Annotated in this window: 23 protein-coding genes and 2 tRNA genes; 15 read left to right on the top strand and 10 right to left on the bottom strand. The window is 55.8% G+C overall.

Translation table 11 applies throughout. The features are described 5' to 3' along the window. Positions 1 to 25: 25 nt before the first annotated feature. The 5 genes from eptA (at position 26) to rnt (ending at position 4696) form a co-directional block, all read left to right on the top strand. A complete protein-coding gene (gene eptA / locus AB8818_RS00950; protein ID WP_163329032.1) occupies positions 26 to 1651 on the top strand; it encodes a phosphoethanolamine transferase EptA in 1626 nt (541 codons plus the stop codon). Positions 1652 to 1692: 41 nt separating this feature from the next. Beyond that, positions 1693 to 2292 (top strand): TetR/AcrR family transcriptional regulator, encoded by a 600-nt coding sequence (locus tag AB8818_RS00945; RefSeq protein WP_116340388.1) that lies wholly within the window; start codon positions 1693 to 1695, stop codon positions 2290 to 2292. Positions 2293 to 2345: 53 nt separating this feature from the next. Further along, a complete protein-coding gene (locus AB8818_RS00940) occupies positions 2346 to 3443 on the top strand; it encodes an alkene reductase (protein ID WP_192981531.1) in 1098 nt (365 codons plus the stop codon). A 100-nt stretch (positions 3444 to 3543) separates the two neighbouring features. After that, positions 3544 to 3951, top strand: a complete 408-nt coding sequence (gloA, locus tag AB8818_RS00935; protein WP_166710886.1) for a lactoylglutathione lyase — start codon at positions 3544 to 3546, stop codon at positions 3949 to 3951. Positions 3952 to 4045: 94 nt separating this feature from the next. Next, entirely contained in the window at positions 4046 to 4696 is a 651-nt protein-coding gene (rnt, locus tag AB8818_RS00930) for a ribonuclease T (protein ID WP_061098432.1), read from the top strand. Between the two features lie 44 nt (positions 4697 to 4740). Here rnt and grxD read toward each other — a convergent pair whose 3' ends face one another. Then, a complete protein-coding gene (gene grxD, locus AB8818_RS00925; RefSeq protein WP_371199731.1) occupies positions 4741 to 5088 on the bottom strand; it encodes a monothiol glutaredoxin 4 in 348 nt (115 codons plus the stop codon). A gap of 338 nt (positions 5089 to 5426) precedes the next feature. Here grxD and AB8818_RS00920 point away from each other — a divergent pair, with 338 nt between their 5' ends. Next, positions 5427 to 6200, top strand: a complete 774-nt coding sequence (locus AB8818_RS00920; RefSeq protein WP_166710884.1) for a C40 family peptidase — start codon at positions 5427 to 5429, stop codon at positions 6198 to 6200. A 122-nt stretch (positions 6201 to 6322) separates the two neighbouring features. After that, a complete protein-coding gene (gene sodB / locus AB8818_RS00915) occupies positions 6323 to 6904 on the top strand; it encodes a superoxide dismutase [Fe] (protein WP_116340394.1) in 582 nt (193 codons plus the stop codon). 37 nt (positions 6905 to 6941) lie between these two features. Here the strand turns inward: sodB and AB8818_RS00910 are convergent, their stop codons facing one another. Both AB8818_RS00910 and AB8818_RS00905 read right to left on the bottom strand, forming a co-directional pair. Further along, complete coding sequence (locus AB8818_RS00910) at positions 6942 to 8108, bottom strand: MFS transporter (RefSeq protein ID WP_151413258.1); 1167 nt, start codon at positions 8106 to 8108, stop codon at positions 6942 to 6944. Between the two features lie 163 nt (positions 8109 to 8271). Further along, complete coding sequence (locus tag AB8818_RS00905; protein ID WP_008500596.1) at positions 8272 to 8361, bottom strand: YnhF family membrane protein; 90 nt, start codon at positions 8359 to 8361, stop codon at positions 8272 to 8274. Between the two features lie 297 nt (positions 8362 to 8658). On the opposite strand from AB8818_RS00905, the gene purR reads away from it, so the two are divergent. Next, complete coding sequence (gene purR / locus AB8818_RS00900; protein ID WP_008500597.1) at positions 8659 to 9684, top strand: HTH-type transcriptional repressor PurR; 1026 nt, start codon at positions 8659 to 8661, stop codon at positions 9682 to 9684. 17 nt (positions 9685 to 9701) lie between these two features. On the opposite strand, the gene punR is transcribed toward purR, so the two are convergent. Then, a complete protein-coding gene (gene punR / locus AB8818_RS00895; protein WP_192981534.1) occupies positions 9702 to 10613 on the bottom strand; it encodes a DNA-binding transcriptional activator PunR in 912 nt (303 codons plus the stop codon). A gap of 114 nt (positions 10614 to 10727) precedes the next feature. Here punR and punC point away from each other — a divergent pair, with 114 nt between their 5' ends. Then, positions 10728 to 11918 carry a purine nucleoside transporter PunC gene (gene punC, locus AB8818_RS00890; RefSeq protein WP_192981537.1) on the top strand — a complete coding sequence of 397 codons (1191 nt, stop codon included), beginning with the start codon at positions 10728 to 10730 and terminating at the stop codon, positions 11916 to 11918. Positions 11919 to 12216: 298 nt separating this feature from the next. Then, positions 12217 to 13365 (top strand): cyclopropane fatty acyl phospholipid synthase, encoded by a 1149-nt coding sequence (gene cfa / locus AB8818_RS00885; RefSeq protein ID WP_116340402.1) that lies wholly within the window; start codon positions 12217 to 12219, stop codon positions 13363 to 13365. A 31-nt stretch (positions 13366 to 13396) separates the two neighbouring features. Here cfa and AB8818_RS00880 read toward each other — a convergent pair whose 3' ends face one another. Continuing rightward, positions 13397 to 14038 carry a riboflavin synthase subunit alpha gene (locus AB8818_RS00880; RefSeq protein ID WP_163329022.1) on the bottom strand — a complete coding sequence of 214 codons (642 nt, stop codon included), beginning with the start codon at positions 14036 to 14038 and terminating at the stop codon, positions 13397 to 13399. 224 nt (positions 14039 to 14262) lie between these two features. On the opposite strand from AB8818_RS00880, the gene mdtK reads away from it, so the two are divergent. The 4 genes from mdtK to AB8818_RS00860 all read left to right on the top strand — a co-directional run bounded on the left by mdtK (position 14263) and on the right by AB8818_RS00860 (position 17662). Further along, positions 14263 to 15636: an MdtK family multidrug efflux MATE transporter gene (gene mdtK / locus AB8818_RS00875; RefSeq protein ID WP_192981540.1), complete on the top strand. Its 1374-nt coding sequence runs from the start codon at positions 14263 to 14265 to the stop codon at positions 15634 to 15636. A 153-nt stretch (positions 15637 to 15789) separates the two neighbouring features. Then, positions 15790 to 15866, top strand: a tRNA-Val gene (locus tag AB8818_RS00870). 4 nt (positions 15867 to 15870) lie between these two features. Beyond that, positions 15871 to 15947 (top strand) — tRNA-Val (locus AB8818_RS00865). Between the two features lie 119 nt (positions 15948 to 16066). Beyond that, on the top strand, positions 16067 to 17662 hold the full coding sequence (locus AB8818_RS00860; RefSeq protein ID WP_192981543.1) for an FAD-NAD(P)-binding protein: 1596 nt from the start codon (positions 16067 to 16069) through the stop codon (positions 17660 to 17662). A 28-nt stretch (positions 17663 to 17690) separates the two neighbouring features. Here AB8818_RS00860 and AB8818_RS00855 read toward each other — a convergent pair whose 3' ends face one another. Continuing rightward, positions 17691 to 18326, bottom strand: coding sequence for a carbonic anhydrase (locus AB8818_RS00855; RefSeq protein ID WP_028012884.1), 636 nt, complete (start codon positions 18324 to 18326; stop codon positions 17691 to 17693). A gap of 72 nt (positions 18327 to 18398) precedes the next feature. Continuing rightward, positions 18399 to 19181 (bottom strand): MBL fold metallo-hydrolase, encoded by a 783-nt coding sequence (locus tag AB8818_RS00850; RefSeq protein WP_163329018.1) that lies wholly within the window; start codon positions 19179 to 19181, stop codon positions 18399 to 18401. Between the two features lie 125 nt (positions 19182 to 19306). On the opposite strand from AB8818_RS00850, the gene AB8818_RS00845 reads away from it, so the two are divergent. Further along, positions 19307 to 19447, top strand: a complete 141-nt coding sequence (locus AB8818_RS00845; RefSeq protein WP_061098445.1) for a hypothetical protein — start codon at positions 19307 to 19309, stop codon at positions 19445 to 19447. Positions 19448 to 19481: 34 nt separating this feature from the next. Here the strand turns inward: AB8818_RS00845 and AB8818_RS00840 are convergent, their stop codons facing one another. The 3 genes from AB8818_RS00840 to AB8818_RS00830 form a co-directional block, all read right to left on the bottom strand. Further along, complete coding sequence (locus AB8818_RS00840) at positions 19482 to 19961, bottom strand: heme-binding protein (protein ID WP_116340412.1); 480 nt, start codon at positions 19959 to 19961, stop codon at positions 19482 to 19484. A gap of 90 nt (positions 19962 to 20051) precedes the next feature. Next, entirely contained in the window at positions 20052 to 20663 is a 612-nt protein-coding gene (locus tag AB8818_RS00835; protein WP_163329016.1) for a response regulator transcription factor, read from the bottom strand. Further along, a complete protein-coding gene (locus AB8818_RS00830; RefSeq protein ID WP_226857503.1) occupies positions 20656 to 21966 on the bottom strand; it encodes a sensor histidine kinase in 1311 nt (436 codons plus the stop codon). Before AB8818_RS00830 ends, AB8818_RS00835 begins: the two co-directional genes overlap by 8 nt. Positions 21967 to 21999 lie beyond the last annotated feature (33 nt).

The raw sequence follows: 21999 nt of genomic DNA, 5'->3' as shown, positions 1-21999 counted from the left end.
AATACAATGACAGGTTTTGCGATCGATGTGGTTAAGTAAAAAGTTACAGTGTAACGACATTAAATTCACTCTGGGCTGTGCACTCTTCTTTACGCTGCTAAACGGGCTGTTTATTCAGCGCAGCTGGGCCATTATTGCCCCTGCTCATCTACACGACATTCTCTTTGCCGCGTCCGTACCGGTGGTGCTGTTTTGTGGCTGGGTGATTGTTTTTAGCCTGCTCAATATTCCGTATATCCGCAAGCCGCTGCTGATCGTCTTAACCGTCGGGTGCGCTGCGGCAACTTATTTTATGTTTACCTACGGCGCGGTCATCGATCAAAACATGATTGTGAACGTGTTCGAAACTAACTCCCAGGAAGCCACCGCCCTGGTGACCCCGCAGATGATTCTGTGGATTGTCATAGCCGGTCTTGTTCCATCCCTGGTGCTGGCGCTGACCCGTATTCGTACCGGAAAATGGTGGTACGCCCTGCTGACGCGCGTTGCTGCGATGCTCGGTGCCCTTCTGGTGATTATTCTTATCGCCGCCGTGTTTTATAAAGATTACGCCTCGCTGTTCCGCAATAATAAAAGCATCGTCAAAATGGTCACCCCGGCGAACTACGTCAGCGCCGTGGTGAAATACAGCAAAATGCGCTGGTTTGCCGGCGATCAAACGCTGGTGCGGATTGGCGAAGATGCGCACAAAGGCGCGCTGATTTCGGGTCAGCATAAGAAAACCGTTCTGGTGCTGGTCATCGGCGAAGCGTCGCGCGCGGCGAACTACTCCCTGAATGGCTACGGGCGTGAAACCAACCCCGAACTGAAAAAGCAGGATGTGATCAACTTCCCCCAGGCCTCGTCGTGCGGCACTGAAACCGCCGTATCCGTTCCCTGCATGTTCTCCGGTATGACGCGCAGCAAATACGATGCCGACCTGGCGCACCATCAGGAAGGCCTGCTTGACGTGCTCAAGCATGCGGGTTTCAACCTCCTGTGGCGCGACAACGACGGTGGCTGTAAAGGCGCGTGCGATCGTATTCCCCATACCGACATGACGCAGTGGAAGCTGGATCAGTTCTGCAAAGACCAATCCTGTATTGATGACGTGAATTTCTACCGCCTGGACAACGTGCTGGACGGTCTGAAGCAGGACACGGTGCTGGTTATCCATCTGATGGGTAGCCACGGCCCGGCGTACTATCGCCGTTACCCGGATAATTTCCGTAAATTCACCCCCACCTGCGATACCAATGAGATTCAGGATTGCGATCATCAGGCGCTGATGAACACCTATGACAATACCATTCTGTATACCGACAGCATGGTCAGCAAAACCATTGACGCACTGAAAGCCCGTCAGGCGAACATGAACACCGCGCTGATTTACCTCTCGGATCACGGGGAATCGCTCGGTGAGAGCGGTATTTATCTGCACGGCACGCCGTACATGCTGGCGCCGGAGCAGCAGACGCACATTCCGTTTATGTTCTGGCTGTCCCCGGACTATGCGAAAAACTTTGGCATCAACGAGCAGTGTTTACGCGACCACGCAGCAAAAAATGCGGTTTCGCAGGACAATTTGTTCTCGACGGTGCTGGGCATGATGGACGTTAAATCAAGCGTTTATCAGCAACAGCTGGACATTCTGAACGCGTGTCGCCAGTAACAGAGCTTGCATTAGACCGAACGGTCTATTAGAGTGAATCCATGAGCAGAAATACTGAACACGATACCCGCGAACATCTCCTGGCGACCGGCGAGCGGCTGTGCATGCACCGCGGCTTTACCGGTATGGGGCTGAGCGAGCTATTAAAAACCGCTGAGGTACCGAAAGGGTCGTTCTATCACTACTTCCGGTCCAAAGAGGCCTTTGGCGTGGCGATGCTGGAGCGGCACTATGCTGCCTACCACCAGCGCCTCGCGACCCACTTCGCCACAGGGAAAGGTAACTATCGGGATCGTGTTCTGAACTACTATCAGGAAACGCTGAACCAGTTTTGTCAGCAGGGCATTATCAGCGGATGCCTGACGGTTAAACTCTCTGCCGAAGTGTGCGATCTCTCAGAAGATATGCGCGCGGCGATGGATAAAGGCGCCAGCGGCGTTATCGCCCTTCTGGCACAGGCGCTGGCGAAGGGGCGCGAAGAAAATACGCTCGCCTTCCCCGGCGATCCCTTAACGCAGGCTCAGGTGCTCTACTCTCTCTGGTTAGGGGCCAACCTGCAGGCTAAAATTTCTCGCAGTGCCGTGCCGCTCGAAAGCGCGCTGGCGCATGTGAAAAGTACGATTACTGCGCCTGGCGCTTAGCAGGCGTTTTTATTTCCATTATTACTAGTCGACTGGTCTACTCAGGAGTCTTTATGTCAGCTGAAAAATTATTTACCCCTTTAAAAGTGGGTGCCGTCACCGCGCCAAACCGCGTGTTTATGGCTCCGCTTACCCGTCTGCGCAGCATTGAGCCGGGTGACATCCCAACCCCACTGATGGGTGAATACTATCGTCAGCGCGCCAGCTCTGGCCTGATTATCACCGAAGCCACGCAGATTTCTGCTCAGGCCAAGGGATATGCGGGTGCACCGGGGCTGCACAGCCCGGAGCAGATCGCCGCATGGCAGAAAATCACCACGGGTGTTCACGCTGAAGAGGGTCGCATTGCGGTCCAGCTGTGGCATACCGGTCGTATCTCCCACAGCAGCATTCAGCCTGGCGGTCAGGCACCGGTTTCAGCCTCTGCCCTGAATGCGAATACCCGTACCTCGCTGCGCGATGAAAACGGCAACGCGATCCGCGTCGATACCTCTACGCCACGCGCGCTTGAGCTGGACGAGATCCCGGGTATCGTGAACGATTTCCGCCAGGCCGTAGCCAACGCCCGTGAAGCCGGTTTTGACCTGGTTGAGCTGCACTCCGCGCACGGTTACCTGCTGCACCAGTTCCTGTCACCGTCGTCTAACCATCGCACCGACCAGTACGGCGGCAGTGTCGAAAACCGCGCTCGCCTGGTGCTGGAAGTGGTTGACGCCGTCTGCCAGGAGTGGAGCCCGGAACGTATCGGGATCCGCGTCTCCCCAATCGGTTCTTTCCAGAACGTCGACAACGGTCCGAACGAAGAAGCCGATGCCCTGTACCTGATCGAAGAACTGGCTAAACGTGGCATCGCTTATCTGCACATGTCCGAGCCGGACTGGGCTGGCGGCAAGCCTTACACAGAAGCCTTCCGTCAGAAAGTGCGCGAGCGCTTCCACGGGGTGATCATCGGTGCGGGTGCTTATACCCCAGAGAAAGCCGAAGACCTGATTAATAAAGGGCTGATCGACGCCGTGGCATTTGGCCGCGACTATATTGCCAACCCGGATCTGGTAGCCCGTCTGCAGCAGAAAGCGGCCCTGAACCCGCAGCGTCCTGAGAGCTTCTACGGCGGCGGCGCGGAAGGCTACACCGACTATCCTTCTCTGTAATCTCGCCATTGTTCATTGATAGCGGCGACACTTCGCCGCTATACTAAAACATCGTTTCTGTTCAAAAAAATAGTCTATTCCATTGGTTAATGAGGAAATTATGCGCCTACTTCACACCATGCTGCGCGTTGGCGACCTGCAACGTTCGATCGATTTCTACACTAACGTCCTGGGCATGAAGCTGCTGCGCACCAGCGAAAACCCGGAATACAAATACTCGCTGGCGTTCGTGGGTTACGGCCCGGAAACGGATGAATCGGTCATTGAGCTGACCTACAACTGGGGCGTGGACAGCTATGAGCTGGGTACCGCCTATGGCCATATCGCGCTGGAAGTGGACAACGCGGCCGAAGCGTGCGAACGCATTCGCAAAAATGGCGGTAACGTCACGCGCGAAGCGGGCCCGGTAAAAGGCGGCACCACCGTGATTGCGTTTGTTGAAGATCCGGACGGTTACAAGATCGAGCTGATTGAAGCCAAAGACGCGGGTCGCGGTCTGGGCAACTGATCCCTCAGGGCGCAACATGCGCCCGTAGTTTTACTGCATCCCCCCGCAAAATTTGCCATAATGCGCTCTGCTTTTTCCCTGGTAAGAGACCCTGATGTCCGATAACGCTCAATTTAGCGGTCTGTGCGACCGTTTTCGTGGTTTTTATCCCGTTGTCATTGATGTAGAAACAGCCGGATTTAACGCTAAAACCGATGCGCTGCTTGAAATTGCCGCCATCACGCTGAAGATGGATGAACAGGGCTGGCTTACACCGGACACCACGCTGCATTTCCACGTTGAACCTTTCGAAGGGGCAAACTTACAGCCGGAGGCGCTGGCGTTTAACGGTATCGATCCGCATAACCCGCTGCGCGGTGCAGTCAGCGAATATGATGCGCTGCACGCCATTTTTAAAATGGTGCGTAAAGGCATGAAAGAGAGCAACTGCAGCCGCGCCATCATGGTGGCCCATAACGCCACCTTCGATCACAGCTTTACCATGGCTGCAGCCGAGCGCGCGTCGCTCAAGCGCAACCCTTTCCACCCGTTCGTGACCTTCGACACCGCCGCGCTGAGCGGCCTGGCGCTGGGACAAACTGTGTTATCAAAGGCCTGCATTACGGCGGGTATACCGTTTGACGGCACCCAGGCACACTCCGCCTTATACGACACGGAGCGCACCGCAGAGCTGTTCTGTGAGATCGTCAACCGCTGGAAGCGTCTGGGCGGTTGGCCGCTGCCGATGGGCGACAGTGAAGAATAAAAAAAAGCGACCTTATCAGGTCGCTTTTTTATTAACGCAGAAAATTACTCAGCGTCTGGCTCTTCCGTTTTGTACTTCGCCGCCGTCTCTTTGATCAGCTGCTGCAGTTCGCCGCGCTGATACATCTCAATCAGGATATCGCAGCCGCCAACCAGTTCGCCGTCAACCCACAGCTGCGGGAAAGTCGGCCAGTTAGCGTATTTTGGCAGCTCTGCGCGGATGTCCGGGTTCTGCAGGATATCAACGTAAGCAAAACGCTCACCACAGGCTGACAGCGCCTGAACCGCTTGCGCGGAAAAGCCGCAGCTTGGCAGCTTCGGAGAACCTTTCATATACAGCAGAATCTGGTTTTCAGCGATCTGGCGCTGGATTTTTTCAATAGTGGTGCTCATGTCTTGCTTCCTTTAACTTCTGTTACGGCAATAGTCTGACATTGTAGCGGGTCAGGCTGGCATCGGAAAATAACATTTTCGTCACGTTTATATATTTTACCGCGACTCTACAAAAGTTGCATTGCAAATGGTGTTTACCCCTGCGACCGTCAGGGTTTTGCTTAGGGAGTGAACAATTGTGCGGCAGAACGATGATTTTTTTTGCACTTGCTAACGAAACAGGTTTTTAGATTGAAAAATGCTATTAACTTCTCGGGTTTTTATGGATTAGAATCGACGGGCTTTGTAAATCACACGCGGGTATTATTGATGACCTGCATATATCAGGGGACTGCCCAGTGGCGCGGATAACTAAAATCTCGATCACGCTCTGTGCTTTACTGTTTACTTCACTCACTTTCACGCCAGCGGCAAACGCCTCTCAGCAGGCGCGGCAATCTGCTGTACAAAAAAGCCATCTGGTAAAAGCCACAGAACGTAAGAAAAAAACCACCACTAAGAACGTCAAGAAAAAAACCACCGCTCAGACTAAACAGACCGCTTCCAGCAAGACGAAAACAAAATCTTCCCGCACTACCCGCACCACCAAAAATAAAGCTTCGCTGACCGCCGCTAACCTCGTTACAGAAAAATGCATTACCCGTAAAGGGCATAAAGCAAAATGCACGAAGGTGACGAAACTGGCGGATGTGCATAAAGTGCGTGTGCAAAAAGCGCAAAAAACCGCGATGAATAAGCTGATGGGACAGATTGGCAAACCTTATCGCTGGGGCGGCAGCTCGCCGCGCACCGGTTTCGACTGCAGCGGCCTCGTCTATTACGCCTATAAAGATCTGGTTAAATTCCGCATTCCGCGTACCGCCAACGAGATGTATCACCTGCGCGATGCGTCACCGGTTAACCGTGGGGAGCTGGAAAACGGCGATTTGGTCTTCTTCCGTACCCAGGGTCGCGGCACGGCTGACCACGTCGGCGTCTACGTTGGCAACGGGAAATTCATCCAGTCACCGCGCAGCGGCCAGGATATTCAGATCACCTCGCTCAGTGAAGACTACTGGATGCGCCACTACGTCGGCGCGCGTCGCGTGATGACGCCAAAAACCATTCGCTAATCCCTGCCCTGCCACATCCGTGGCAGGGTAAGTTCCTCTTTTGCATACCCTTTCAATTTGCTATCCTGTCCCTGTTGTCTGTGTGGTTATTGGCAACGCAAAATACAATAAGGAGAGAAGCAATGTCGTTCGAATTACCTGCACTACCGTATGCAAAAGACGCCCTGGCACCGCACATTTCAGCGGAAACCCTGGAATATCATTACGGCAAACATCACCAGACGTACGTCACCAACCTGAACAACCTGATCAAGGGCACCGATTTCGAAGGCAAAACGCTGGAAGAGATCGTTCGCAGCTCAGAGGGTGGCGTTTTTAACAACGCGGCTCAGGTGTGGAACCACACCTTCTACTGGCACTGCCTGGCACCCAATGCCGGTGGCGAACCTGCCGGTGAGCTGGCGGCCGCGATTAACGCCGCTTTTGGCAGCTTCGCCGAGTTTAAGACGAAGTTTACCGATGCAGCCATCAAGAACTTCGGTTCTGGCTGGACGTGGCTGGTAAAAGAGGCGGATGGCAAACTGGCTATCGTGTCCACGTCTAACGCGGGCACTCCGCTGACCACCAGCGCTACGCCGCTGATGACCGTGGACGTGTGGGAACACGCTTACTACATTGATTACCGCAACGCGCGCCCGAACTACCTGGAACACTTCTGGGCGCTGGTTAACTGGGAATTTGTCGCGAAGAATTTCGCCGCGTAAAAGACACGCAGAAGGGTTCGCCCTTCTGCGTTTTTGCTTATTCCGCCGTGCAAACGGCTTCAGGCTGTTTACGGCCGGACATCATTACCAGCAGCAGGCCGAGCGCGGCAATAATGGCCCCCATCACCGGCACAAAACTGTACCCCAGACCACCTGAAATCACGGCGCCTCCGGCGGCTGCGCCCAGCGCATTGCCGAGATTGAACGCCCCGATATTCACGGAAGACGAGAGGCCCGGCGCCTCATGGGCGACACGCATCACGCGCATCTGCAGCGGCGGCACCACGGCAAAGGTTGCGGCCCCCCAGACGACCATCGCAATCGCCGCTCCGAACTCATTACGCGCCAGCCACGGGATAGCAACCATAATGACAATCAGCAGGGTTAAGAAGCCTTTCAGCGTCCCGCTCACGGAACGGTCAGCAAATTTCCCGCCGAGATAGTTGCCGATCGAGAAGCCGACGCCAATCAGCACCAGCATCGCGGTAACGAAAAGAGGCGTTGCGTGGGTGATATCGTGCAGCACCGGTGAAATATAGGTGTAGAGGGTAAACATCGCCCCTGCCCCCAGCACCGTGGTGAGCAGCGCGGAGAGCACCTGCGGGCGCATCAGCACCGCCAGCTCTTTACGCACTTCCGGACGTTCTCCTGCGCTGCCTTTCGGCAGAGAGAAGAACAACGCCACCATCGCGACCACGCCCAGCCCGGCCGTCGCCAGGAAGGACATACGCCAGCCGATCGCTTCCCCCAGCCAGGTTGCCGCCGGCACCCCGCCAATGTTGGCAATCGTCAGCCCCATAAACATGGTCGCTACAGCGCTTGCCTGCTTGTGTTTTGGCACTACGCTTGCGGCCACGACCGAGCCCAGCCCAAAGAACGCGCCGTGGTTCAGGCTGGTCAGAATGCGCGACAGCATCAGGGTGGTGTAGTCCGGCGAAATGGCCGAAAGCACGTTGCCCAGAGTGAAAATCGCCATCAGGAAAATCAGCGCATTGCGGCGCGCCCGGTGAGAAAGCAGAAGCGTCATCAGCGGCGCCCCCACCATCACGCCGATGGCGTAAGCGCTGATTAACATGCCTGCCGCAGGGATCGAGACGTCTACGCCCCGGGCAATAACAGGCAGTAACCCCATCGGGGAGAATTCAGTGGTGCCAATCCCAAAAGCGCCAATCGCCAGGGCCAGCAGGGGAAAATTGATTTTCATGCGTCAACTCCGGATGCCGTGTCATGTGGTGACACAGAACAAAGAAGCAGAAAGCATGACATCAATCACAAAAAATGAGAAGTTAACAAAATGGCAAAAGATTTTTGCCAGAGAAGTAACAATCGCGGCGATGGGGAGGGAGAAGGATCTCCCTCCGCGTAAATCAGTGCAGTGCAGCCGTCAGACCGGCCGCGACAATCAGAGCCAGCACAACAACGGTGGTGAACAGCGAAAACTTCAGATCGGAACTCATCAATTTTTCTCCTTTTAATCCCCCCACGAAAAGTGAGCTTGCTCATTTTTGCACAGATTCCGTCAAAAATCTTCCTGGATTTATACTGATAACCACTTTACCTCTTCCCCTTTTCATCAAGATAGGCCAAAATTCCACGCTAAATTTATTAGCGTACCGGCCATTGACCCCCTCCTGACGTCCCGTGTCGTTTTCCTGGCGTGCCGCAATCCAAAATTGCGTGATAAGGGTGAGAGAAGGCAAACGTTTACCTTCAAGTTTTTCAGGAGCTTAGGATATGGTCTGGAGTGACATTTAATGGCAACAATTAAAGACGTAGCAAAACGCGCAAACGTTTCCACTACAACCGTATCACATGTAATTAACAAAACCCGCTTCGTGGCGGAAGAGACGCGCAACGCGGTCTGGGCAGCGATCAAAGAGCTGCACTATTCGCCAAGCGCGGTTGCGCGCAGCCTCAAGGTCAATCACACCAAGTCCATTGGATTACTGGCGACCAGCAGTGAAGCGGCCTATTTTGCCGAGATCATTGAAGCGGTGGAGAAAAACTGCTTCCAGAAAGGCTATACCCTGATTCTCGGCAACGCATGGAACAGCATTGAAAAACAGCGCGCCTACCTGTCGATGATGGCGCAAAAGCGCGTGGATGGCCTGCTGGTAATGTGTTCCGAGTACCCGGAATCCGTGCTGTCGATGCTGGAAGAGTATCGCCATATTCCGATGGTGGTGATGGACTGGGGCGAAGCGCGCGCGGATTTCACCGATTCGGTTATCGATAACGCCTTTGAGGGCGGCTATATGGCCGGCCGTTATCTGATTGAGCGCGGCCATCGCGAGATTGGCGTGATCCCGGGTCCGCTGGAGCGCAACACCGGCGCGGGCCGTCTGGCCGGCTTTATGAAAGCGATGGAAGAAGCGCTGATTACCGTGCCGGAAAACTGGATCGTGCAGGGCGACTTTGAGCCGGAATCAGGCTACCGCGCGATGCAGCAGATCGTCTCCCAGCCGCACCGCCCGACCGCCGTCTTCTGCGGGGGTGACATCATGGCGATGGGCGCCCTCTGTGCGGCCGATGAGCTGGGTCTGCGCGTCCCGCAGGACATCTCCGTGATCGGGTATGACAACGTGCGCAACGCGCGCTTCTTCACGCCAGCGTTGACCACCATTCACCAGCCGAAAGATTCGCTGGGTGAAACCGCCTTCAATATGCTGCTGGACAGGATCGTCAACAAACGTGAAGAGTCGCAGTCCATTGAAGTTCACCCTCGCCTTATTGAACGCCGTTCCGTTGCGGATGGCCCGTTCCGCGACTACCGTCGTTAATCTCATTGCGGAGCCAGTCAGGCTGGCTCCCTCAGCCACTCCCGGTTAAGCGTTTCGCTGTCCCCCAGATAATCCAGAAGCCAGGCCATCGCCGGCGAAACATCATTTTGTTGCCAGGTGAGGCAGCAGGCCGCATCCGGGAACGGATTCTCCAGGGCCAGCTCAACCCACTCACCGGTGTCGATTCGCGGTCTCGCAAAATGAACGGGTACCATCGCGACGCAGAGCCCGGCGCTGAGGCACGTCGCCGACGATTCCCAGTCAGGGGCCACCACCCGCCGCTGGTTGTCCAAAAGCCAGGTGATACGCTTGGGCAGCGAGCGGGAGGTATCCTCCAGCACCAGCGACGGCCAGCCGCGCAGCGTATCATCGCTCAGCGGCCCTTCCATCTTCGCCAGCGGATGATCGCTTGCCACCACGCATTTCCAGCTCAGCATCCCCATATCGCGAAAGGCGTAACGCCCCCCGACCGGGATCGCCTGCGTGGCCCCAATGGCCATCTCTGCCCTGCCGTCCGCCAGCGCATCCCAGACGCCGTTGAACACCTCCTGCGAAACCCGCAGTTCGACGTCAGAAAAATGACGGTAGAAATCGACAATCATCTGCCGGGTGCGCTCGGGCTTAACGATGTTATCCACCGCAATGGAAAGGTGTCCCCGCCAGCCGTTCGCGATCTGCTGGCACTGTTCGCGGGTGATCTGCATTTTTTTGATAACAGAACGCCCTTCCTTCAAAAACCACGCCCCTGCAGGCGTTAATTCCACATCACGATGCCGCCGTTCAAACAGCGGTACCGCCAGCCACTCCTCAAGCTGACGTACGGTATAGCTGATAGCCGAAGGGACGCGGTGCAGCTCCTGCGCCGCCCCGCTAAAGCTGCCGTTACGCGCGACAGCATCGACCACTTCAAGAGAATAATCTGACCACATTTTCTGCCTGCAAAAAATTTGAACGCACCCGCCAAATATTAGCGTTTCACAAGCGGCTTTGCACTCCCTACACTCAGCGCCAACGTATACCTGCCTCCTCAGGAGAATAAAACAGTGCAACCCAGGAAAGGTTTTTTAGTCTGGCTCGGCGGCTTAAGCGTGCTGGGCTTTTTGGCCACCGATATGTACCTGCCGGCTTTCGCCGCCATGCAGGAAGATTTGCAAACCCCTGCTGCCGCCATCAGCGCCAGCCTGAGCCTGTTCCTTGCTGGTTTTGCCTTCGCGCAGCTGCTCTGGGGACCGCTTTCGGATCGCTTTGGCCGTAAACCGGTACTGCTGCTGGGTCTGGTCATTTTTGCCGTGGGCTGCCTGGGAATGCTGTGGGTGCGCGATGCCACCTGGCTGCTGGTGCTGCGGTTTGTTCAGGCGGTCGGCGTCTGTGCCGCTGCCGTGACCTGGCAGGCGCTGGTCACCGACTACTATCCGGCAAACCGCACCAACCGTATTTTCGCCACCATTATGCCGCTGGTAGGGCTTTCTCCTGCCCTCGCCCCTCTGTTGGGCAGCTGGATCCTCGCGCGCTTTGACTGGCAGGCCATCTTTGCCACGCTGTTTGCCATCACGCTGGTGCTGATGCTGCCGGCATTCGCCCTCAAGCCCGCGCATAAAAAAGAGGTGCACGCAGACGCGAAGCCGATCACCTTCACTTCCTTGCTCAGCACCAAAGCGTATCGCGGCAACGTTCTGATCTATGCCGCCTGCTCGGCAAGCTTTTTCGCGTGGCTCACCGGTTCGCCGTTCATTCTGCACGATATGGGCTACAGCCCGGCAGCCATCGGCCTGAGCTATGTTCCACAGACTATCGCGTTCCTGGTGGGCGGGTATGGCTGCCGCGCGGCGCTGCAAAAGTGGGAAGGTCAGCAGATGCTGCCATGGCTGCTGGTGCTGTATGCGCTGAGCGTCATCGGGACCTGGGCCGTTGGCTTTATTCCGGGTGCCGGTCTGGCCGAAATTTTGATTCCATTCTGCGTGATGGCCGTCGCGAACGGGGCGATCTACCCTATTGTTGTGGCGCAGGCGCTGCGTCCGTTCCCGCAGGCGACAGGCCGCGCGGCCGCGCTGCAGAACACCCTGCAGCTGGGGCTGTGCTTCCTGGCAAGTCTGGTAGTCTCAGCGCTGATTGCCACGCCGCTACTGACGACAACCAGCGTAATGCTGGCTACCGTTGCGCTGGCCGTCATAGGCTATCGCATGCAGGCTGCCGCGCAGGATGAGAGTACGCAGGTTGAAACCTCGCACGCCTGATCGCACCAGGAACTATGTTAATTTTCAGTGATTAGGTTGCTAAGAATTTTCTATTGAATCACCAAATTTTGAGGCCTATACTAAATTTGGTTCGATTAAATACGATAAATATTAAGTGTTAACGGGAGCCGGAGTGCTCCCGTTTTACCATGGAAGGCATTTCGGCAAGGGTTATCTCCCTTCCTCTGTTCTACGTCGGATACTAGCCTCGCGGTATTTACCGTGAGATTTCTCACAAACCAAAAAAAGCGTCTACGCTGTTTTAAGGTTCTGATCACAGTAGGGTGATGGAGAAGCTATGAGTTCATCGTGTATAGAAGAAGTCAGCGTTCCGGACGATAACTGGTCCCGGATCGTCAGTGAACTGTTAGGTCGGGCAGGCATCACTATCAATGGATCATCGCCATCCGATCCTCAGGTTAAACATCCCGATTTTTATAAACGCGTGTTGCGGGAGGGATCGTTAGGTCTGGGAGAAAGCTATATGGACGGCTGGTGGGAGTGCGAACGGCTGGATACCTTTTTCGCCAGCGTGCTGCGTGCCGGCCTTGAAAAACAGCTCCCTCGCAATCTGAAAGACACCCTGCGTGTCGCCTCTGCCCGCCTGTTTAATCTGCAAAGTAAAAAACGTGCGTGGATCGTCGGCAAAGAGCATTACGATCTCGGCAACGATCTGTTCAGCCGCATGCTGGACCCCTTCATGCAATACTCCTGCGCCTACTGGAAAGAGGCGTCGACGCTTGAAGAGGCTCAACAGGCCAAACTGCGCCTGATTAGCGAGAAATTGCAGCTACAGCCCGGCATGCGCGTGCTGGATATCGGCTGCGGCTGGGGCGGGCTGGCGTATTTTATGGCGAAGCACTACGGCGTCAGCGTGGTCGGCGTGACGATCTCAGCAGAACAGCAAAAAATGGCGCGAGAGCGCTGTCAGGATCTTGATGTGGATATCCGGCTGCAGGACTACCGTGACCTGAACGAGCAGTTCGACCGGATCGTTTCCGTCGGCATGTTCGAGCACGTGGGGCCAAAAAACTACGACACCTATTTTGAGGTGGTGGACCGTAATCTGAAACCGGACGGCATCTTCCTGCTGCATACCATCGGCTCGAAGCGGACCGACAATAACGTCGACCCGTGGATCAACAAATACATCTTTCCGAATGGCTGTTTACCGTCCGTTCGCCAGATTGCCAACGCCAGCGAATCCCATTTCGTGATGGAAGACTGGCATAACTTCGGCGCGGATTACGACACCACGTTAATGGCCTGGCATGCGCGTTTTCAGGAAGCCTGGCCTGAAATTGCGGACAACTATTCTGAACGATTCAAGCGGATGTTTAGCTATTATCTGAATGCCTGCGCGGGGGCGTTTCGCGCGCGCGATATTCAGCTCTGGCAGGTTGTTTTCAGCCGAGGGATTGAACACGGCTTGCGGGTCGCACGCTAGAAAAATACCCCCGGCTTGCCGGGGGTATTTTTTATTCTTCTTCTGCGGTCTTTATTATTGCGGCTTCTTTGGCGGCCAGCACGCGCTCAACGGTATCGACAACCGCCTGGGTTTGCGGATCGATTTCGATATTCACGCGATGCCCCAGTTTTTTCGAACCCAGCGTGGTGCGCTGCAGCGTTTCAGGAATTAAATGCACGCAAAAACGGGTTGGCGTCACTTCTCCCACCGTCAGACTAATCCCATCAATGCCAATAAACCCTTTATAGAGGATGTATTTCATTAATGACGGATCCTGCACTTTAAACCAGATTTGTCGGTTATTTTCCGAGGTCACGATTTTCGCCACTTCGGCGGTGGTCATGATATGCCCGGACATCAGGTGGCCGCCAATCTCATCGCTGAACTTCGCCGCCCGCTCAACGTTGACGGTGTCCCCCACTACCAGCTCGCCCAGGTTGGTAATACGCAGCGTCTCTTTCATTAAATCAAAGCTAATCTGGTTGCCATTAATTTCGGTGACGGTCAGGCAGCAGCCGTTATGGGCAACCGAGGCGCCGGTTTCGATGCCATCAAGCATATATTCCGGCAGCTCTACAACATGCGTACGAAAATTAGGTTTTTCATCAATGGACACCACTTTGGCGGTGCCCTGCACAATACCAGTAAACATGCTTACAACTCCTGTTTTTTCCGGACGGTGGTAACACCGTTTAATCCCACCACAATAACAGTTGGAAAAACAGGTTGCCAGCGGAGCGCATTTTCTGGCGATTTTTTCACTAGATAAATAGCTAAAGCCCGCTACAATAGCTGGCACCCCCCTGCATTTTCTTCTTGCTGCCAGTTACGGCGGCTTTTTTGTCTCTCATATAACTACAAAATAAAGGTGTTCACGTGCAGAAGTACATGAATGAAGCGCGCCAGTTATTGGCACTGGCTATACCAGTGATCGTCGCGCAAGTGGCCCAGACCGCAATGGGATTTGTGGATACGGTAATGGCGGGTGGCTATAGCGCCACCGATATGGCGGCCGTTGCCATCGGCACGTCAATCTGGCTTCCGGCCATCCTGTTCGGCCACGGTCTGCTGCTCGCGCTCACGCCGGTTATCGCTCAGCTCAATGGCTCGGGTCGTCGCGAGCGTATTGCCCATCAGGTCCGCCAGGGTTTCTGGCTGGCAGGGTTTGTCTCTGTGCTGATTATGGTCGTGCTCTGGAACGCGGGCCATATCATTCGCGCCATGCACAATATTGACCCGGCGCTGGCAGACAAAGCCGTGGGCTATCTGCGCGCCCTGCTCTGGGGAGCGCCTGGTTACCTCTTTTTCCAGGTAGCACGTAACCAGTGTGAAGGGCTGGCGAAAACCAAGCCCGGCATGGTGATGGGCTTTATCGGCCTGCTGGTGAATATTCCGGTGAACTATGTCTTTATTTACGGTCATTTCGGCATGCCGGAGCTGGGCGGCGTCGGCTGCGGCGTGGCGACGGCGGCCGTTTACTGGGTAATGTTCTTCAGTATGATCGCCTATGTGAAACGCGCCCGTTCAATGCGCGATATTCGCAACGCAAAGAGCTTCAGCACGCCGGACTGGAGCATCATGACGCGTCTGGTACAGCTAGGCTTGCCGATTGCGCTGGCCCTGTTCTTTGAGGTGACGCTCTTTGCCGTGGTCGCCCTGCTGGTCTCCCCGCTGGGGATTGTTAACGTGGCCGGGCACCAGATTGCCCTCAACTTCAGCTCTCTGATGTTCGTCCTGCCGATGTCGCTGGCGGCGGCGGTGACGATTCGCGTTGGCTTCCGCCTGGGTCAGGGCTCGACGCTGGATGCGCAAACGGCCGCGCGCACCGGGCTGGGCGTCGGTGTCTGTATGGCCATCTGTACGGCGCTGTTCACGGTGGCACTGCGTGAGCAGATCGCCCTGCTCTACAATGACAACCCGGACGTGGTGATGCTGGCCTCACACCTGATGCTGCTGGCTGCGGTGTATCAGATTTCTGACTCCATCCAGGTGATTGGCAGCGGCGTATTGCGCGGATATAAAGACACGCGTTCGATCTTCTTTATTACCTTTATCGCCTACTGGGTGCTGGGTCTGCCGGCTGGCTACGTGTTGGCGCTGACCGATCTGGTCGTTGATCGCATGGGGCCAGCCGGATTCTGGATGGGCTTTATCATCGGACTCACATCGGCGGCGATCATGATGATGCTGCGCATGCGCTTCCTGCAGCGCCAGCCGTCAACGGTGATTTTGCAGCGCGCTGCACGTTAACTACGCAGTAGCCGCCGCCCGGCGGCTACTTTCTCTTCACTTTGCGCGGTAATGAAGCAATCGCGTGAAATCAGAGAGAAAAATGCGTTTTCCCTCTTGCCTCCTTGGTGCTGTGCCGCTAATATTCGTCCCCGTTGTCACCGACAACACGTTGCGTTCATAGCTCAGTTGGTTAGAGCACCACCTTGACATGGTGGGGGTCGTTGGTTCGAGTCCAATTGAACGCACCATTCTGCGTCCGTAGCTCAGTTGGTTAGAGCACCACCTTGACATGGTGGGGGTCGGTGGTTCGAGTCCACTCGGACGCACCATTTTCAGTCCTGAAATGGTGCAAATCCTCTCTTGTTACCCTGAATTTTCTTAATCCCTTATTTCCATCATTATTCTCCTGCTACGCTTTTCTTATGGAAAAAATACAGGAAGCGCGTCAATGAAGAATATCGCGATTATCGGCTCCGGCCCCACAGGGATTTACACCTTTTATCATTTGCTGAATAACAGCACCCCGCTCTCCGTGTCAGTCTTTGAACAGGCCGATGAAGCCGGCGTGGGCATGCCCTATAATGACGACGATAATTCCCGGCTGATGCTGGCGAACATTGCGAGCATTGAAATTCCCCCCATTTTTATGACCTACCTCGACTGGCTCAAGGAACAGAGCGACACCCATCTGGCGCGCTTTAAGGTTGATAAAGCCAGCCTGCATGATCGGCAGTTCCTGCCCAGACTCCTGTTGGGAGAGTATTTTCGCGACAGCTTTCGTTCAATTGTAAAAGAGGCTCAAAAGCTGGGGTTCCAGGTTACGGTCCATGAATCCGCGAAGGTAACGGACATCATCCCCTCGACATCCGGCGTAACGCTTTCAGTCAATGACGACACCTTGCCCGATCAATTCGACCTGGCGGTTATCGCCACCGGCCATGTCTGGCCAGAAGAGGATGAAGCCACGCGCACGTTCTTCCCAAGCCCGTGGTCCGGTTTGATGGACGCCAGCATTCCCCCTTGCCGCGTGGGCATTATGGGAACCTCGTTGAGCGGTCTGGACGCGGCTATGGCGGTGGTGATGCAGCACGGTGAGTTTCGTGATGGTGAATTCATCCTCGACAAAGGCAGCGAGGGGTTAAACATTACGCTAATGTCCCGAGCGGGCATTCTGCCGGAAGCCGATTTTTACTGCCCTATCCCTTATGAACCGCTGTCGGTATTGACCGAATTCGTGGTTGAAAGCGAGATAGCCAAAGGATCGGATGGCCTGCTTGACCGCATCTTTGCTCTGATGGTGAAAGAGCTTGAACTCGCCGACCCGGCGTGGTGCGAGAAAATTTCTCTGCGTAACCAGGATGCCGATAGCCTTCGTGAGGCGTGGTTTGAGGATCGTAAACGGCACGGGCCCTTCACCTGGGCGGAAGAGAACCTCAGCGAGGTTGAGCGGAACAAACGTGAACGCCGTACCGTGGCCTGGCGCTACACCGTACTTCGGCTGCATGAGGTCGTTCAGGAGATCGTTCCGCATCTCAGCGAGCAGGACAGAAAACGCTTCAAGCAGGGCCTGGCGCGTGTGTTTATCGACAACTATGCCGCCATCCCGCCGCAGTCTATTCGCAGGCTTCTCGCGCTTCGCGAGGCAGGCATCATTAGCGTGACAGCGCTCGGCGATGATTACACGCTTGATGCTGGCAGCGATCGGACAGTCATCACCACACGAGAGACCGTTTATCGTTTCGACGTTTTTATTGACGCTCGCGGGCAAAAGCCGCTCAAAACGAAAGATCTGCCCTTCCCGACGATACGCAAACGACTGGAAGCAACGGGGGAAGAAATACCCGATATCGGCGAGGATTACACGCTACAAGCGCCTGAATCGGTTCGCGGGCGCATCGCTTTCGGCGCGATACCCTGGCTGATGCACGATCGTCCCTTCGTTCAGGGACTGGCGGAGTGCGCGGAGATTGCAGAAGCGATGGCGAAGGCGGCTGAAAAACCTGCCTCAGGGGTACGGCGTCGATTACCGTACGTGGAGAACTGACAGGGCTTCCATGCCCTGCTATCGGTCATTACTCGAAGAAGACCTCCGGGTTTTCCGACAGCGATACGAACGTTTTGGTGTTCTTATCCAGGGCAAGGATTTTGCCGCTTTCAATATCGTACACCCAGCCGTGCAGGCGAAGCGAGTTATTACGCAGGCCCACCGCGACGGACGGGTGGGTTTTGATGTTGCTGAGCTGCGCAAACACGTTCTCCTGCACCATCGCATTCACTTTATCGATCGGCTTATCCCAGCTTTTTTTCTCAACCACGGCTTTTGCTGCGTCGGAATAGCGCAGCCAGTGCGATACAGCAGGCATTGGCTCCAGGTTCGCGTTATCGGCAATCGCCTTCATCGCGCCGCAGTTGGAGTGGCCGCAGATCACGATGTCGGTCACGCCCAGCGCCACTACCGCATACTCGATGGTTGCAGAGACGCCGCCTGGCTCCGGCCCGAACGGAGGGACAATGTTGCCAGCATTACGAATGACAAAGAGCTGTCCCGGCTCTTGCTGGGTGACCAGTTCAGGAACCAGACGGCTGTCGGAGCAGGAGATAAACAGCGCTTTGGGATTCTGGCTGGACGCTAAACTGCGAAAGAGCTCTTTACGTTGCGGGAAAATCTCTTTTTGAAAGCTGAGAAAACCTTCAATGATATGTTGCATAGCAATTTCTCTTTTATCTGTTTTCGTTTAGGTATGATCGCGATCACACTCGTAAAGTTTACCCACCGTACTTTACCTGAGACAAGCAATATATTTCTGGCCCGACCGCTGCACGATGTCGTCGGCACCGGCCTGGATGTTCTGCCCTTCGAACGCGCCGTAAAGACGAGCGAACGGTTTTCCTGCCAGGCGCCGGATAACGTCCTCAACCGTACGGGCAGGCAGCGGAAGCATATTCGGGTAGCTCCACATAAACGACACGGCATCTTTCCCCGGGGTAACCTGCAAAATATCCCCTGCCAGCAAAACGCCCTCGCCTTCCTGCCAGTGCAGCACCGCCCCGCCCGCAAAATGCCCGCCGAGGCGCAGCAGCGTGACCGAGGGCATAATCTCCAGCGCGTCGCCATCCCAGAAATGAATCGCCGGGCTGTCGCGCATCACCCACTCCTTATCGCTGGCGTGGAGATAGACCGGCGCATCGAAAGCCGCGGCCCACGCCTGCATCGTGGTGTAATAGTGCGGGTGCGAAATCGCAATGGCGTGAAGGCCACCGAGCGCGGTGATGAGCGTTTGGGTTGCGGGATCGAGGTTGGCGATGCAGTCCCACAGAATATTGCCGTGGGGGGTGCGCAGAAGCAGCGCTCGCTGGTTAATAGCAAAGGACGGTACCGTTTTGATACTGAACAGCGCGGGCTCCAGCTGCTGCCACTTGTTCGCGTGTGTGGCCGTCACCGTCGCGTAATCAATCCACGCCTGACCGCTGGCCGGGACATACTGGCGTTCATCCTCGCAAATCGGACATCTCTCCGGCTTTCCATCATAGGAAGTACCGCAGGTTCTACAGAGTGTAATCATGAGCGCTCCTCGGTGATAAAGCACTGAGTATGGCAGGGATTATCCTTATGTGCTGCGAGGTACATTGCCGGCGTTTTTTACCCTATACTGTGCCAGTATCAAAACCCGAACAGAGCAGGTGCAACATGGAAATTGATCTCGATAACTTAGTTTTTAACGGACTGGATGAAGCGGAAGAGCGTAACGCGGAGCGTCTGGACGACGCGGATAAAAAAGCGCAGGCGGTTGTTGCTGACGACGACTGCGGTGATGCTTGCAAGATTTGATAAGAAAAGCACCGGAAAACCGGTGCTTTTTTTACTACTTTTTCAACCCGTCAATGGCCGCCTGAGCGCAGGCTTCATCAAGATGACCGCCCGGCGCACCGCCGATGCCGATAGCCCCGATCACCTCATCGCCCTCTTTCACCGGCAGCCCGCCGGCCAGCAGCAGGAAGCCTGGAATATCACGCATATTCTGTGCGCCCGCATTGCTCTGCGCCGCTTCCATTACTTTGCCTGACGCATTCTTTGCGCTAAGCGCCGTAAACGCTTTCATTTCGCTGGCTTTTACCGTGTGAGGACCGGCGTTATCCATACGCTGCACCGCTTTTACCACGCCCGCACGGTCAACCACCGTGACCGCAACCTGGTAATTTTTCGCTGCGCACGCCTGAATGGCGGATGTTGCCAGCGCGTTAGCCTGGGTCAGAGAGAGATTTTTTTGGGTCAACGTCTCGGCCTGCGCGGCCAGACTTACGCTACCCGCGACCAGTGCCGCAACCATCATGACTTTTTTCATCGCACTTCCTCGCGTGTTGTTAGACATCCCGGAGGTTACTTAACGGCGCGATGAAACGTAATTCGGTTGATTACGCACTCCACCTGGTAGTTATACGGATTGCAATTTGTCGTACGCCCGGCTCGCCTGCACCAGGCTAGTAACGCCGAGCTTGGCAAACGCCGCTGCGCGGTGCGCTTCCACGGTCCTCGGGGAAAGATTCAGACGTGCAGCCACCTCTTTATTACTGCACCCTTCCATCAGTACAGTCAGCACCTCGTGCTCCCGCGCGGTTAGCTGTTCAAAGCGTGCTTTGATCTGCGAAAGATCCTGCCAGGCGGCAGATCGTCGCTGGCTCTCCTCAAAGGCCAGCCCAACCGTTTCGATGAGTTTATCGGCGTCTAACGGTTTGGTGAAAAACTCAAACACGCCGTTGCGAAACGCGCGACGGCAGGCGTCAATCGTTCCGTGCCCGGTCATGATAATGATCGGCAACAGCGGCCACGGCCATTCGCCCTCCTCCAGCCACGTCAGCCCGCCTTTGCCTGGCATGCGCATATCCAGAAGCAGACAGCCGACGAGCGTCGATTCATCGCGCTGCGCCTTAGTAAAGGCCTCGACGCTCTCAAAGGCCTTAACCTGCCAGCCCATCCCTGACAGTAAAAACGCCAGGGATTCTCTGATGGACTCGTCGTCATCAATGAGCCAGACCACCTTATCCATGCTTTATCTCCTTTCCTGCTGCCAGCTGCAAGCGGATCTGCGCCCCACCCTGCGGGGCATTGCCCAGGGCTATCGAGCCGTTCATGCGCGTTATCAGCGTCTCCGTTAAGGTCATCCCCAGCCCAATTCCGCCGGGACGTCCGCTAAAGAATGGCATAAACGCGTTCTGCAGGGCATCAGGGCTAAACCCGGGCCCGCCGTCGGTCAGAGTCACCAGAATGCCCTTCTCATTTTTCTGACTGTCGATTCGCACCCAGCCGTGCGTGCGCTCCTGCTGCGCCTGAATCGCATTGCTGAGCAGATTGTGCAGGATCTGTTCCAGCCAGAGTCGGTCCGCCATCACAATCGTGGCATCCGCAGCAAACGCATGAATGACCGCGATACGCCGGGATATACGCTCGTGCTCCAGTAAATTCTCCACCTGCTGCCAGCACTGCACCAGATCGGTTTCGCGCAGGGTCACCTTCTCCTGTACCACATGCTCGCGAAACCGCGTCAGCAAAGCGCTGATACGCTGCGTTTGCAGCAGCGCGGCCGCGAGCGCCTGCGAGACGGCCTGCGGATTATCCTGCTGCTGTCGCTGCGCCCCCTGGATCCAGGTTTGCACGGCGGTAAGCGGCTGGTTGATTTCATGGACGATGCCCGCGGTGATCTCCCCCAGCGTGTTTAGCCTGGCATGCTGATAATAAAGTGCACGCTGCTCGGCCTGCTGGCGCTGTTTGCGCTGCCAGAGCACGGTTCCCGCGCCCGCAATCACCATTCCCCACGTCAGAAAGAGCAGCGGATACGCCAGCCAGGAGACCCTGAACCAGTCCGGATCTGCCGTGGCAGAGAGAATAAAGGGTTGTGTATGCTGCGGGAAGGCGCGCTGCCAGTGCCAGAACGCGCCTGTAGACCCCGGTTGATCGTCATTCGAGAGGTTCAGATGCAGCTCTGCAAAGCGATGGCCCGGCGCAAGCAGCGCGCTTAAGTCGATCAGGACGCGGATCTGCCGCCACGGGTTGTATAGCCAGTACTGAACACCGCGAAACGGCTCCACGCGCGCGGCGTCCAGCGCACGACCGGTGGTTTTTTCCAGGGCCTTAATGTGGGGGAATTTTTTGCGCAACGCGGCGAGGTCTTCATCGCCATTCAGAAGCGGAAGCACCGACTCGTTTTGCGTCAGCACGGCGCCGATCGCCGAATACAGCGCCGTAAACTCGCGATCGCGCTCCCAGAACTGGCGGCGTATCTGTTCCGCATACAGCAGCACGCCGCTTATCAGGCAGACCAGCACCCATACCGCGATGCTGCGCTTTATCATTTTTTTTATGCTCATAGCGTTAACTGGCACCGT

The sequence above is a fragment of the Enterobacter sp. KB-280D8 genome, assembly GCF_041399405.1.
Taxonomy (GTDB): domain Bacteria; phylum Pseudomonadota; class Gammaproteobacteria; order Enterobacterales; family Enterobacteriaceae; genus Enterobacter; species Enterobacter cloacae_N.
Note: the sequence above shows the minus strand (reverse complement) of the source record. Positions and strands in the feature narration are given on the sequence as shown.